Raw genomic sequence first — 12,145 nt, forward strand, 5'->3', positions numbered from 1 at the left:
CGGCCCCTGCGCGCCCTCGGGACGCCCCGCGCCACCTCCAGGCACCCGCGTGTCGGCGGAACCGTCAGCCCTTTACGGATTTACTTTCGCAGAGACGGGAGGAAGTCGCCCTCTCCCCTTCGCGCTCGGCGGGCTCGACCCTTGAAGCGAAGGGGAGCACCGCATCCAGCGCATTGCGTCACCACCTCCGGCGCATCGCATCAACGTCCGGGAGTGCACGCTCCCGCCGACGTTGAACGAATGCCCCCGCGCAGTCCACGGGCCGCGGGGGCCTCGCAGGTCACTCCACCACGCTCCAGCCGCCCCAGGCCTCTTCATCCAGGTGGCCCCAACGCAGGCCGTCCTGGGTCTCCAGGGGCACCAGCGTGCCGCCCTCGGTCTCACCGCGGAGGTCCAGATAGTCCCGCCCCTCGTCCAGGTACGTGCTCTCGTCGTGGCTCATGTCCGGCTCCTTGGCGCTCCATTCACGGGGTGTACGGCCTGCCTGCTGCTCGCATCCCCTTGGACGCCCTGCGTCGGTCATCCAGGCCGCCCCATGCGGACCCTTTACAAGCGACTCTTGACCGATTTACGAACATTCTGGGAACCCGCCCCGGTTTTGTAAAGCCCTCGGGCCTCCAAACCGTCTTTTGCGTTCCAACGAACACGCCCGGCCGCCTGCTCACCGGCAGGCCAGACGGGTTCTGGACAAACCTGTCGGACAGTCGGACCGGCTGGCGGGCAAGGCCTTCGGCACGAGGCTTGATTCGAGAATCACCCCTGCTAGGGTTGACCGTCATCCAAGCCTTGCCGCAACGCGGCAACCCGGCGTGCAACCGCCGTGCGGCCCCAGAGGTTCCCGAGGTTCCATGAACCCCATCATCACCGGCCTGCTGCTGACAGGCGCCCTTTCCATCTTCGTCATCACGATGTCTGGCCGCGTGGGCGTGCTGCTCGCGATGAAGAAGGAGAACCGGCTGGACCACATCCCCTATCGCGTGGCGCAGCTGGTGCGCTTCGGGCTGGGGCAGAAGCGCATGGTGGATCCGGAGGAGTTCACGCCGGGCCTGTTCCACATCTTCATCTACGCGGCCTTCATGGTGCTGACGCTGCGCACGGTGATGATGTTCGCGATGGGCTTCTCCACCACGGCGCTGGAGGTGCTCACCGACCTGAGCCACCCGGCCTGGGACGCGGCGCCGCCGCTGCTGTTCGCCTACCGCTTCTTCCTGCTGCTGAAGGACGTGGTCGCGGGGCTGGCGCTCCTGGGCGTGGCGTACTTCGTGTGGACGCGCTGGAAGGTGAAGCCGGACCGCATGTCCCAGTCGTGGGAGGCGTACCTCATCCTCGGCTTCATCGCGGGGCTGATGGTGACGGAGTTCATGTTCGGCGGCAGCCACATGGTGGCCGCGCACGCCGCCGCCCAGCAGGTGCAGGTGGGCGCGACGCAGGTGCCGTCCACGCTGTCCGCGCTCGTGTGGTGGGAGCCCATCACCAGCGTGACGGGCCTGGCCATGATGCCCCTGGGAACCACGGCGGCGCACGTGCTGGGCGTGGCGGGCTTCTTCATCCACCTGACCATCATCCTGGCGTTCCTGAACTTCCTGCCGCTGGGCAAGCACTTCCACATCATCACGGGCCTGCCCAACGTCTTCTTCCAGCGCACGCACTCCACCGGCAAGCTGCCCACGCCCAACCTGGAGAAGGAGGAGTTCGGCGCCGCCACGGTGAAGGACCTCACCTGGAAGAACGGCCTGGACCTGTACTCCTGTACGGAATGCGGCCGGTGCCAGACGCACTGTCCCACGTACATCACGGGCAAGCCGCTCACGCACAAGGCCGTCAACCAGGACCTGAAGCACTGGCTCTGGGAGAACGAGAAGTGGGTGGAGGAGGGCTACGGCCCCAGCGGCGTGAAGGAGCCCCTGCCCGAAATCGTCGGCAGCGCGCTGAAGGCGGAGACGGTGTGGGCCTGCACGAGCTGCGGCTGGTGCGAGCAGGCGTGCCCGGTGTTCATCGAGAACGTCCCGCGCCTCATCGACATGCGCCGCTACCAGGTGCAGGTGAAGGCGGAGTTCCCGCCCGAAATCCAGCGCGTGTTCGAAGGCATGGAGCGCCAGGGCAACCCCTGGGGCATCGGCCAGGACCAGCGCGACGAGTGGGCCTCCGACCTGGCGCTGCCCACCTGGGGTGACGGTGGCGGCCCGTACGAGTACCTGTTCTTCGTGGGCTGCGCGGGCAGCTACGACGACAAGCAGAAGAAGGTCAGCCGCGCGCTGGTGAAGATCCTGCGCGAGGCGAACGTGTCCTTCGCCACGCTGTCCAAGCAGGAGATGTGCAACGGCGACTCCGCGCGCCGCATGGGCAACGAGTACCTGTACCAGACGCTGGCGAAGACGAACGTCGAGACCTGGAACGCGATGGGCGTGAAGGCGGTCATCACCCAGTGCCCGCACTGCTTCAACACCATCAAGAACGAGTACCCGGAGTTCGGCGGCGAGTACCGCGTCATCAACCACACGCAGCTCATCAACGAGCTGCTGAAGGAGAAGCGCATCAAGCTCTCCGCGGTGATGAACACCGGCACCAAGCTGACCTACCACGACCCCTGCTACCTGGGCCGGCACAACGGCGTGTACGACGCGCCCCGCGAGGTGCTCAACAGCATCCCGGGCCTGGAAGTGGTGGAGATGCAGCGCAGCAAGCGCGAGGGCTTCTGCTGCGGCGCCGGTGGCGGCCGGATGTGGATGGAAGAGCACATCGGCACGCGCATCAACCACAACCGCATCAACGAGGTGGCCCTCACGCTCAAGCACGCGGAGGACCCGAACACGCCCTACCCCGACGCCACGGACAAGAAGAAGCCGGGCATGGTGGGCGACTACAAGGAACAGGGTGGCAAGGGCATCGTCGCGGTGGCCTGCCCGTTCTGCTCCACGATGCTCAACGACGCGAAGAACGACACCGGCCGTGAGCAGATCCAGGTGAAGGACATCACGGAGCTGGTCGCGGACTCGATGGAGACCACGAACAAGGGCGGCACGGTGTCCCCGAGCCCCGTGGTGAACGCGAAGCCGGAGTAGCCGTCCCGCGCGTCCGGATGTGACGAGGGCCCGGTGGCTCCCCGAAGTGGGAGCGGCCGGGCCCTTCGCCTGTCCAGCGGTGCACGGGGGTTACTTGCGGCCCTTGTCCGCGCCCTTTTCGGAGCGCAGCACGCGCTCCAGGCGCTTGGTGGTGTCACCGTCCCCCAGCTTCCCGGCCACATAGGCGCCCGCGGAGGCGAGCTTGCGGCGGAAGTCGTCGGGGGCGATTTCGGAGGGACGCGAGGGCAGCTCCGTGAGGCCCTGGTTGGCCAGGAGCGTGCGGGCCAGGTCCTTCTCGTCGTCGGTGGCCTTGGAGGCGAGCAGCGCGCACACCTTCACGTGGCCGTAGGCGGCGGCGGTGATGAAGGCCGTCTCCCCCAGCTTGTCGGGGAGCGCGGGCTCCGCGCCGGCTTCCAGCAGCAGCCGCACCAGGTCCTCGCGGCCCTCGCGCGCGGCGACCATGAGGGGCGTGCGCCCCTGCGAGTCGAAGGGGTTGGGGTCGGCGCCCGCGTCGAGCTGGGCGGCGAGGGCGGGGCGGTCGCCCGCGGTGACGGCATCGAACAGGGACACGGTGTGCACCTCCAGCAGCGGGGGCAGCATCGCGTTTCGGCGGACGCGATGCCAGGGAGCCCCCTTGCCGTCGGGGATTCACCGGGTTGTCATTTTCGCGCGTACCGTCCGCCCCCTGAACAGGCAGGCGCGCCCCCTGCCGGGGCGGGAAGGCCGGGGACCCATGCGTTGCTTCAGCTTCAGCTCCAGCGGGATGACATGACGCCCCGGTCACGGACGGATGGGGCGCTGTGGGTGCTGATGGGCGGCATCGTCTTCGTGATGGTCGCGTTCATCTTCCAGCGGGACCTGCGCCTGCACATGGACGGCGTCTGGGCCCAGGGCACGGTGGTGCGCAAGGAGCGCCACGACCGCAGCCGGCTCTCCCATGGCGTGGACTACGTGCTGCACTACCGCTTCCCCTGGGGGGGCGGGTGGCGGACGGATCAGCGCAACGTGTCCCGGGAGCTGTGGGAGCGGCTGCGCGCGGGCAGCAGCCTCCAGGTGCTCCACGACCAGGGCGACCCGGGGAACAGCCAACCCGAGGGCGAGGGCGGGCTGCCCATGGGGCTGGCCGTGCTGGCGTTCGTGCTGGCGGGCGGGGTCATCCTCACGGGCGCGGTCAGCCTGTCGCGGAGCCCCGGAATGGAGGAGGCGTAAGCCCATGGCGCGACTCGCGGCACGCATCCTGGGGGCGACGTTCGTGCTGCTCGGACTGACGTTCCTGGTGATGACGTGGAGGACGTACCGGAGGGACACGCGCATCGTGCGCGAGGGGCTGCACGCGCAAGGCACGGTGCTCCGCAAGGAGCTCATCGCGGCCTCGGACGACCGGGAGTACCTGCTGCACTACGCCTTCACGCCGCTGGAGGGCACCCAGCAGAAGGGGCAGCACGCTGTCTCTCCGGAGCTGTGGAAGCGCCTGCGCGTCGGGGACCCTGTCCAGGTGCTCTACGGCCGGGAGGAGCCGAGCCGGAGCTACCCGGAGGGCCACGGGGTGATGACCCTGGGCCTGGCCCTCTTCCTCAGCGTCGTGCTCGTGCTCTTGAGCCTCATCGGAGGGGTGGCGCTGCTGGGGAAGGCAGTGCCGGATGCGGACAGCCAGCGGGTTCCCCGGATTGCCACCCCCACGCGGCACCCGTCATCCTGACAACGCCATGAACTCTCTGGGTGAAGCCGTGCACGCAGTGTTCTTCATTGGCATCCCTGGCCTGCTACTGGGGGTCTTCTGGAGGCGGTACGCGACCACCCGACGTCTCCTCCGAGAAGGAGTGCACGTGCAGGGCACGGTGCTGAGCGTCAGCCCGGGTGGAGGCGACAGCAACGCGGAGTTGCACTACGCCTTCACGCTGCCAGACGGCAGGGAGTTCCAAGAGAAGTACGACGGGTCGGACGACGGCTGGTCGGGCCTGGGTCCCGGTTCCCCCATCGACGTCACCTACCTTCCAGAGAACCCCAGACGGAGCCTCCCCACAGGCAAAGGCGCCGAGCTGCCGGAAACCCTCGTCTTCACGCTCGGGCTGCTGTTCATGATGTGCTTCGGCGTCGGGGGTCTCATGGGCAACCGCCAACGGGCCGCGGACTCCCGCAGGTCTCCCCTGCCACAGTACGAGGGGGAGGCCGGGAAGCCCCCTCGCACGCCTCCTCCGAAGGGACCGCGGCCCCTGAGTGAGTACTAGGGCGCCGCCTGTTGCCTAGATGGGCCCGTAGAAGGGCTCGTTCGCGGAGGGAACCGCGAGGGTGACGGAGCTGGCCGTCGAGGACACCGGGGCGCGGTAGATGCTGGGGTCGCCGCCGGAGTCGTTGAAGAGGAAGCCCAGCGTCGTGCTGCCCACCCAGCTGGGGAAGCTCTCCTGCACGGTGCTCGCGGTGTAGTCCGTCAGCCGCCGCAGCGTGCCGCTGAGCCCCGTGGCCGACACGTTGCCCACGAAGATGCGCGTGCTGCCCGACGACAGCCGGCCGTCCAGCGCCACCTGCCGCCCGTCCGGCGACACCACCGCGCGGTTCGCGATGGCCAGCACCTCGTTGCCCAGCGATACATAGGTGGGACTGCCACCGGCCGCCGGCACGAAGGCGAGCTGGTTGTACTGGAAGGTGTTGTTGCCCGCCGGCGCCACCACGGTGTTCCCGCTGGGGAAGAAGGACGGCGCGCCGTAGGAGATGGTCGTGCCGGGCGTCAGCTCCGTGAAGCCGCTGCCGTTCACGTTGATGCGCGCCAGCGAGCTGTTCGAACCCGCCCCCCGGTCGAACGCGAACACGATGGTGCGACCGTCCGGGCTGAAGGTCGGTCCGCGGAAGTTGGTGCACGCGCCGCACGCCGCGTCGTTGCTGGAGAGCAGCGTGGCCACCGTGCCGCCCGTGGTGGGCACCGTCTGGAGGGACGTGGTGGTGCCCACCTTCTGCACGAACACGATGCTGGTGCCGTCGCGCGAAATCGAGGGGGTGTACGCGCCGCCCGACGTCGTCAGCCGCTGCGGGCTGTTCGGGTCGCCATCGTCGTCCACCACGTAGATGTTCCGGTCGCTGCGCACGAAGGCGAAGCCCTGGGTGAACAGCACGTCACCCGTGGTGCCACCGCCGCCCCCGTCCAGGGGCTCGCACCCACCCAACATCCCCAACGCCACCACCGCACCGAGCCATCGCCGCATGCCCATCATCGCTGTCTCCCGCTGTGCCGCCGGCCCTGCCGCACGTTCCGCCCGAACACTACAGGGCGCGCGGCCTGGGACGTCAACGCACGCGGCGGCATTCACGGCCGGGCTTCAACGGTTGAGGCGGTTCAGCTCATTGCGGCAGACATTGCAGGGGCCCAGCTGCTTGCGGTCGCAGTCCTGCGGGGTCTGCGGGAAGAACATCACGCAGCGCGGGTCCTCGCAGTAGGACAGGCCGATGAGGTGGCCGGCCTGGTGCACGGCCTCCACCTGCACGCGGCGGCGCAGCGCCTCACCCTCCGCGCCCTGGCGCAGCCGGTAGAGGCTCATCACCGCGACCTTGGACTCGCGGTCCGCCTCGCCGAAGACGAAGGGCGAGTCCGGCACGAAGAGGTCCGCGTCCGTCACGCCCATCACCAGCTCCTGCGGCGCGTCCTCCAGCAGCGTGCCCAGCCGCCGCATGATGGCGTTGCAGTGGTACTGGCTGCGGTCCTTGTTGAAGGCGTAGGCAGGGGACGACAGCGCCGCCCGGCTCACGACCGCGCTGACGCCCAGGTGGGTCGCCAGCGGTTCCTGCAAGGAGTTCACGAGCGTGGACGGTGGACTGCCCACGGTGACCAGCAGGAGCGTCTTCTGCGGCATCAGCCCACCGCCTTCTACCTCCGGACGGACGTTGGCCGCGTCCCCCCGGAGCGGAGTGGCTGGGGCGCAAGGATTCGAACCTTGATAATCAGAGTCAAAGTCTGACGTCCTGCCATTAGACGACGCCCCAGCAGGTTCGCACGCACACTTTCAGGCGGATACTACGGCATCTTCACGGGCACGGGAACCCACTCTGACGATGGGCCCCTTTCGCCGTGGAGTGCGGGGGGTGCGATCACCCACCGCGCGACACTCGGGACCCCCTCGACTTGCCGGCCGGGCGGACGGGGTGTCGTCCACCCGACAGGGGCGCCCCCTCCGCTCAGCCCTTGAGCACGGCCAGGGGGGTGAGTCGGACGCAGGGCGTCACGAGGTCCGCCTCGTCCTCCAGCACCTCGGAGAGGTCCCGGTAGGCGGCGGGCGCCTCCTCCACCAGGGACCCGGCGCGGCCCGCGTCGAACACCACCCGGCGCAGGGCGTGGACCAGGGCGTCCGGGCGGATGCGGGCCCGGGCCTCCGTGCGGGTGAGCACGCGGCCCGCGCCGTGCGAGCAGGAGCGGAACGAGCGCGGCTCGGCCCGGCCTTGGACGACGTAGGAGGCCGTGCCCATGGAGCCGGGGATGAGCCCCCGCGCGCCCGCGTCCAGGCCCACCGCGCCCTTGCGGTGCACCTGGAGCGTGCGGCCGAAGTGCGACTCGGCGGCGACGTGGTTGTGGTGCACGTCCACGGTGCTGTCCGGGTCCGGGGCCACGCCCAGCACGTCCGCCATCACCGCGAGGGCCCGCGCGGCGAGCGTGTCCCGGTTGGCGCGGGCGAAGCGGCAGGCCAGGGCCAGGTCCTGGAGGCACGCCACGCCCGCCTCGGTGTCGGTGCGCAGGGCGGGCGGCGTGCCCTCCCCCAGCGCCTTCGCCACGCGCTGGTGGTGCTCGCCCACCGCGGCCCCCACGCCGCGCGACCCGGAGTGGATGAGCAGCCAGAGGTCCCCGGCCCCGTCGCGGTCCAGTTCCAGGAAGTGGTTGCCGCCCCCGAGCGTGCCCAGGTGACGCGGCGCCAGTCGCGCCCACGCCTGGGAGAGCCGGTGGGTGGACAGCGTCGGGGACTCCAATCCGGGAGGCAGCGGCAGGCCGCGCCCCCGGTGGACGGCGTCGCCCACGGGCACGACGCGGGCGAGCTGGGACAGCAGCCCCTCCAGGTCGGCGCGTGACAGCGACGCGGCGGGGAAGGCGAAGCGGTGCGCGCTCACACCACAGCCCAGGTCGTTGCCCAGCGCGCCGGGGACGACGTGGTGTTCGGTGGCGAAGACGGTGCCCACCGACACGCCGGCCGCGAGGTGCACGTCCGGCATCACCGCCACGTGTTCGACGACGTAGGGCTGCGCGGCGAGCTGTTGGAGCTGCTTGAGCGCGGCGCCGGGCACCGTGCGGGCCCACGCGAGCAGGGGCACCGCGCCCGGTGGCACTTCGAGGATGCGGGGCATCATGCGTCACCCCCTTCCCCGTCATCGTCCGAGCCCCAGCCGCTGTCATCGGGCTCCGTTCGTGGGGCAGTGCCCACGTGGACGAAGCGAAGGTGCGGGGTGCGCTTGAGGTTGAGGTGCTGCGCGAGCTGCGAGCGCAGGTAGCCCTCTGCTCGGACGAGGGCCTCCTTCACTGCGGTCAGGTCGGTGGCGTCGGGCGGCAGGGTGTAGCCGATGCGCGCGGTGCGCCCTTCGGGGGACAGCTCGAAGGACGTCAAGGCGAGGCCATCGAGCACGGGGTCGGACAGCTCGCCACGGAAGAGCAGCGAAACCTCCTCGGAGAGGGTGGATTGGACGCGCAGGTGACGCGCGGACGGAGCCTGGGACTGGAACAGCGAGGAACCCGAACGCCGGGACGACGCGCGGGGACGGCGAGACCTGGATGAGGACATGAACGAAAACGGTTTCCTGTCGGTCGCGTCCGGATCACGAAGACCCGAGGACACGACCGGAGTGGCACAGCGGGGCCACCACGCGGACACCGTCTGGGGGAACGGCGAACCGTTCCCAGGCGTCACGACCGCGTGGAGCGAATCAGGTCCAACCTGGCGACACGTCCCATGGCACACCTCCCGCCGCGCACCCGCCGCGCGAACCGTGCGCGCCCGACGCGCCGGGCCCGTGGGTCCTGACACCAGAAGACAGGAGGGGCGAAGGCTGTCCGGTGGTGACCAGCCACTCTTTCCACCATCCGACTCGGGCGGCCGGTCTGATTGGCGCGGCGCCCTCACCCGTGCAAGCAGGGCCGGGGAGGCTTCATGGCCGAGACTTTCGATGTGGTGGTGATTGGGGCGGGTCCCACGGGGGAGAACGCGGGCGCGCGCGTTGCGGCGGGTGGCTTGAAGGTCGCGCTGGTGGAGCACGAGCTCCTGGGCGGCGAGTGCTCCTACTGGGCCTGCATGCCCAGCAAGGCCCTGCTCAACCCCGGCCAGACGCTGTGGCAGGCGCAGCACACGCCCGGCGTGCGCGAGATGCTCCAGGGGACGCTCAAGGTGGAGGCCGTGCTCAAGCACCGCGACAAGATGGTGTCCGGCTACGACGACAAGTCCCAGGTGAAGTGGGCGGAGGGGGCGAAGCTCACCGTGCTTCGGGGCCGCGGCAAGCTCACCGGCACGCGCAAGGTGAGCGTGGAGGGCAAGGACGGGAAGGTGCGCGAGTTGGAGGCGCGCCGGGCCGTCGTCATCGCCACCGGCAGCAAGCCGCGCCTGCCGGACATCGCGGGCCTCAAGGAGTCAAAGCCGTGGGACAACCGCGAGGGCACCGGCGCCAAGGCGGTGCCGGGCCGGCTGGTGGTGCTGGGCGGCGGCGTGGAGGCGGTGGAGCTGGCGCAGGCCTGGCGCGACCTGGGCTCCGAGGTGACCCTGGTGCAGCGCGGTCCCCGCCTGCTCACGCGCTTCGAGCCCTTCGTGGGCGAGCAGCTGGCGCAGGCGCTGCGCGACTCCGGCGTGCGCGTCTTCTTGGAAACGCAGGCGACGAAGGTGCAGCGCTCCGGCGAGGGCAAGGGCGAGTTCACCATCACGCTGACCAACCGGGACACGCTGCGCGCGGACGCGCTGCTCGTGGCCATGGGCCGCACGGCGCGCACGGACGACCTGGGCGTGGACACGGTGGGCCTCAAGCCCGGCGCCTCCATCGAGGTGGATGATCAGCTCCGCGCGAAGGGCATGGACGGCGACTGGCTCTATGCGTGCGGCGACGTGAACGGCCGCAACCTGCTCACGCACATGGGCAAGTACCAGGGGCGGCTGGTGGGCGACGTCCTGCTGGGCAAGCCCGCGAAGGCGTGGGCGGACACCAAGGCCACGCCGCAGGTCGTCTTCACGCACCCGCAGGTGGCCAGCGTGGGCCACACCGAGGCGCAGGCGCGCAAGGTGGGCGTGCCGGTGAAGACGGTGCAGTACGAGCTGGGCGACGTGGCCGGCACGTCGCTGCTGGGTGAGGGCTTCAAGGGCACCGCCAAGCTGGTGGTGGACGAGCAGCGCCGCATCATCGTGGGCGCCACGTTCACCGGCCCCGGCGTGGGGGAGATGCTCCACGCGGCCACCATCGCCGTGGCGGGCGAGGTGACGCTGGACACGCTGTGGCACGCGGTGCCGTCGTACCCGACGATGAGCGAGGTGTGGCTGCGGCTGCTGGAAGCCTACGGCCTGTAATTGCGGTGGGGCGCCTCCGCGTGGAATGGTGCGCGCCCCACCCTCCGCCTCCCTCGTGAATGAGCACCGCTGACCTGCCGCTCCTTCGTGCGTCGTCCGTGCGCGCGTCCCTGAAGGTGGAGTGGGCCTTGTTGCTGGTGCTCGCCGTGGCCGCCGTCGCCGTGGGCCAGCACCCGAGGCGCGGCGTGGACTTCCGCGTCTACCTCACCGCCGCGGAGCGCTTCCGCGAGGGCACGGACCTGTACCGCGCGGAGGACGGCACCATGCCGTTCAAGTACGCGCCCGTCACCGCGCCCCTCTTCCTGCCCTTCACCGTCGTCCCGCCGCGTGTCGCCGTGGCGCTGTGGAACCTGGGGTCCGTGCTCGCCCTGGCCGCCGTGTCCGTGCTCACGCGCCGTGCGGCGCCCGCGCCTGCGTCCGCAGAAGCAACGCCGTGGTCGTGGGCGCCGGTGCTCGCCACGCTCGTGCTGCTGCCCGCGTTCTCCTTCGAGATCTTCTACGGCCAGGTGGACGCCGTGCTGCTGTGGCTGCTGGTGCTCGCGGCCGTGAGCGCCGAGCGCGGCCGTGTCTGGGGTCCCGGCGCCGCCTTCGCCGTCGCGTGTCTGCTCAAGCCTCCCGCCGCGCTGCTGGGTCTGTTCTTCCTCTGGCGCCGGCACTGGCGCGTGGTGGGCACCACGGCCCTCTTCGGCGTCTTGCTGGTGCTGCCCACGCTGGGCCGCTACGGGTGGACGGGCACGCTTTCGCAGCTGCGTGACTGGACGGAGACGCTCGCGCGCACCACGCCGCCGTGGGCGCTGGGCCACAACCCGCAGGGCCTGCCCACGCTCCTGATGTCGCTGGTGCTGCCCGCGGAGTCGCTGCCGCCCTCGGGCGCGATGCCGCTGGCGCAGGCCGTGGCGCTGGGGCTGTTCGTCATCGCGTTGCTGTGGGCGCGGCCCGGGCCCGTGGACCTGCTCGCGTTCGGCTGCCTGGGCGTGACGCTGCTGTCACCGTTGGCGTGGCGCGCGAACTACCTGCTCGTGTGGCCGCTGATCCGCGCGGCGCTGGAAGGGCGGTCGCGGATCAACGGGGCGCTGGTGGCGCTGGTGGCGCTCACGGGCCTGCTCGTGTCGGACACGGTGCTGGGCCCGGAGCTGGCGCGACAGGTGCTGCTCACGCGGCCCTTCGCCTGGGTCTACACGGCGCTGCTGGTGGCGCTTCTGTGGCAGACGCGGCGGCGGGGCGCGCCCGTCGCCGTTCTCTCCGACAATGCCGTGACGCACCTGCCGCGTGGATTTCCGAACGCCCGCGGTTCGTGACCCAATCGAGACACGGCCGGGGGCAAAGTGTCACGGGCCCTGAACCTTCGTGACACACGGCGTCGCTATATGCGTCCCCGTCATGTTCGAAACGTTCGACAGCGCCTCCAGCGCCCCCGCCGCCGCCCGGCGGTTCGCGCTCTCCACCACCGCGTCGGTCGCCGTCTTCGGACTCATCGCCGTGGCGGCGATGACCGCGGCCAACACCGTGAAGGAAGTCATCCGGGAGAAGAAGGTCGACGTCGTCTTCCGTCCACCGCCGCCTCCTCCGCCC

12 protein-coding genes, 1 tRNA gene and 1 pseudogene are annotated in these 12,145 nt (G+C 70.3%); 7 read left to right on the forward strand and 7 right to left on the reverse strand.

The window, feature by feature from the left end; translation table 11 throughout:
• Window positions 1-280 precede the first annotated feature (280 nt).
• Window positions 281-442, reverse strand: a complete 162-nt coding sequence (locus tag D7V97_RS44865; protein ID WP_158623488.1) for a hypothetical protein — start codon at window positions 440-442, stop codon at window positions 281-283.
• Between the two features lie 406 nt (window positions 443-848).
• Here D7V97_RS44865 and D7V97_RS30630 point away from each other — a divergent pair, with 406 nt between their 5' ends.
• Entirely contained in the window at window positions 849-3,062 is a 2,214-nt protein-coding gene (locus tag D7V97_RS30630; RefSeq protein WP_120614176.1) for a (Fe-S)-binding protein, read from the forward strand.
• Between the two features lie 90 nt (window positions 3,063-3,152).
• On the opposite strand, the gene D7V97_RS30635 is transcribed toward D7V97_RS30630, so the two are convergent.
• A complete protein-coding gene (locus D7V97_RS30635; RefSeq protein WP_120614186.1) occupies window positions 3,153-3,632 on the reverse strand; it encodes an ankyrin repeat domain-containing protein in 480 nt (159 codons plus the stop codon).
• Window positions 3,633-3,830: 198 nt separating this feature from the next.
• Between D7V97_RS30635 and D7V97_RS30640 the strand changes: the two genes are divergently transcribed.
• Genes D7V97_RS30640 through D7V97_RS30650 form a run of 3 tightly spaced genes read left to right on the forward strand, consistent with a single transcriptional unit; the run spans window position 3,831 to window position 5,290 of the window.
• Window positions 3,831-4,271, forward strand: a complete 441-nt coding sequence (locus tag D7V97_RS30640; RefSeq protein ID WP_158623489.1) for a DUF3592 domain-containing protein — start codon at window positions 3,831-3,833, stop codon at window positions 4,269-4,271.
• 4 nt (window positions 4,272-4,275) lie between these two features.
• The gene (locus D7V97_RS30645; protein ID WP_120614178.1) at window positions 4,276-4,761 is read left to right on the forward strand and encodes a DUF3592 domain-containing protein; all 486 of its coding nucleotides are present in this window, start codon (window positions 4,276-4,278) and stop codon (window positions 4,759-4,761) included.
• Window positions 4,762-4,768: 7 nt separating this feature from the next.
• Entirely contained in the window at window positions 4,769-5,290 is a 522-nt protein-coding gene (locus D7V97_RS30650; protein WP_158623490.1) for a DUF3592 domain-containing protein, read from the forward strand.
• Window positions 5,291-5,305: 15 nt separating this feature from the next.
• Here the strand turns inward: D7V97_RS30650 and D7V97_RS30655 are convergent, their stop codons facing one another.
• The 5 genes from D7V97_RS30655 to D7V97_RS30675 form a co-directional block, all read right to left on the reverse strand.
• The gene (locus tag D7V97_RS30655; protein WP_368668973.1) at window positions 5,306-6,259 is read right to left on the reverse strand and encodes a TolB family protein; all 954 of its coding nucleotides are present in this window, start codon (window positions 6,257-6,259) and stop codon (window positions 5,306-5,308) included.
• A gap of 114 nt (window positions 6,260-6,373) precedes the next feature.
• Entirely contained in the window at window positions 6,374-6,904 is a 531-nt protein-coding gene (locus D7V97_RS30660; protein ID WP_120614181.1) for a non-proteolytic archaemetzincin-like protein, read from the reverse strand.
• A gap of 56 nt (window positions 6,905-6,960) precedes the next feature.
• Window positions 6,961-7,034, reverse strand: a tRNA-Gln gene (locus D7V97_RS30665).
• Window positions 7,035-7,226: 192 nt separating this feature from the next.
• Window positions 7,227-8,384 carry an RtcB family protein gene (locus D7V97_RS30670; RefSeq protein WP_120614182.1) on the reverse strand — a complete coding sequence of 386 codons (1,158 nt, stop codon included), beginning with the start codon at window positions 8,382-8,384 and terminating at the stop codon, window positions 7,227-7,229.
• Window positions 8,381-8,812 (reverse strand): ribosome-binding factor A, encoded by a 432-nt coding sequence (locus D7V97_RS30675; RefSeq protein WP_120614183.1) that lies wholly within the window; start codon window positions 8,810-8,812, stop codon window positions 8,381-8,383. The genes D7V97_RS30670 and D7V97_RS30675 overlap by 4 nt, the downstream gene beginning before the upstream one ends.
• Window positions 8,813-9,178: 366 nt before the next feature.
• Between D7V97_RS30675 and D7V97_RS30680 the strand changes: the two genes are divergently transcribed.
• From D7V97_RS30680 to D7V97_RS30690, 3 genes and pseudogenes are all read left to right on the forward strand, one after another.
• On the forward strand, window positions 9,179-10,573 hold the full coding sequence (locus tag D7V97_RS30680; RefSeq protein ID WP_120614184.1) for an NAD(P)/FAD-dependent oxidoreductase: 1,395 nt from the start codon (window positions 9,179-9,181) through the stop codon (window positions 10,571-10,573).
• 59 nt (window positions 10,574-10,632) lie between these two features.
• Window positions 10,633-11,871: a glycosyltransferase family 87 protein gene (locus D7V97_RS30685; protein ID WP_120614185.1), complete on the forward strand. Its 1,239-nt coding sequence runs from the start codon at window positions 10,633-10,635 to the stop codon at window positions 11,869-11,871.
• 82 nt (window positions 11,872-11,953) lie between these two features.
• A pseudogene (locus D7V97_RS30690) lies at window positions 11,954-12,145 on the forward strand (energy transducer TonB); the annotation flags it as partial.

This window comes from Corallococcus sp. CA053C, from assembly GCF_003611675.1.
Taxonomy (GTDB): Bacteria; Myxococcota; Myxococcia; order Myxococcales; family Myxococcaceae; genus Corallococcus.

Excerpts from the sequence above, each read along its gene's own strand:
- D7V97_RS44865 (WP_158623488.1), bottom strand. The coding sequence starts at position 442 with ATGAGCCACGACGAGAGCACGTACCTGGACGAGGGGCGGGACTATCTG.
- D7V97_RS30630 (WP_120614176.1), top strand. The coding sequence starts at position 849 with ATGAACCCCATCATCACCGGCCTGCTGCTGACAGGCGCCCTTTCCATC.
- D7V97_RS30640 (WP_158623489.1), top strand. The coding sequence starts at position 3,831 with ATGACGCCCCGGTCACGGACGGATGGGGCGCTGTGGGTGCTGATGGGC.
- D7V97_RS30645 (WP_120614178.1), top strand. The coding sequence starts at position 4,276 with ATGGCGCGACTCGCGGCACGCATCCTGGGGGCGACGTTCGTGCTGCTC.
- D7V97_RS30650 (WP_158623490.1), top strand. The coding sequence starts at position 4,769 with ATGAACTCTCTGGGTGAAGCCGTGCACGCAGTGTTCTTCATTGGCATC.
- D7V97_RS30655 (WP_368668973.1), bottom strand. The coding sequence starts at position 6,259 with ATGCGGCGATGGCTCGGTGCGGTGGTGGCGTTGGGGATGTTGGGTGGG.
- D7V97_RS30660 (WP_120614181.1), bottom strand. The coding sequence starts at position 6,904 with ATGCCGCAGAAGACGCTCCTGCTGGTCACCGTGGGCAGTCCACCGTCC.
- D7V97_RS30670 (WP_120614182.1), bottom strand. The coding sequence starts at position 8,384 with ATGATGCCCCGCATCCTCGAAGTGCCACCGGGCGCGGTGCCCCTGCTC.
- D7V97_RS30675 (WP_120614183.1), bottom strand. The coding sequence starts at position 8,812 with ATGTCCTCATCCAGGTCTCGCCGTCCCCGCGCGTCGTCCCGGCGTTCG.
- D7V97_RS30680 (WP_120614184.1), top strand. The coding sequence starts at position 9,179 with ATGGCCGAGACTTTCGATGTGGTGGTGATTGGGGCGGGTCCCACGGGG.
- D7V97_RS30685 (WP_120614185.1), top strand. The coding sequence starts at position 10,633 with ATGAGCACCGCTGACCTGCCGCTCCTTCGTGCGTCGTCCGTGCGCGCG.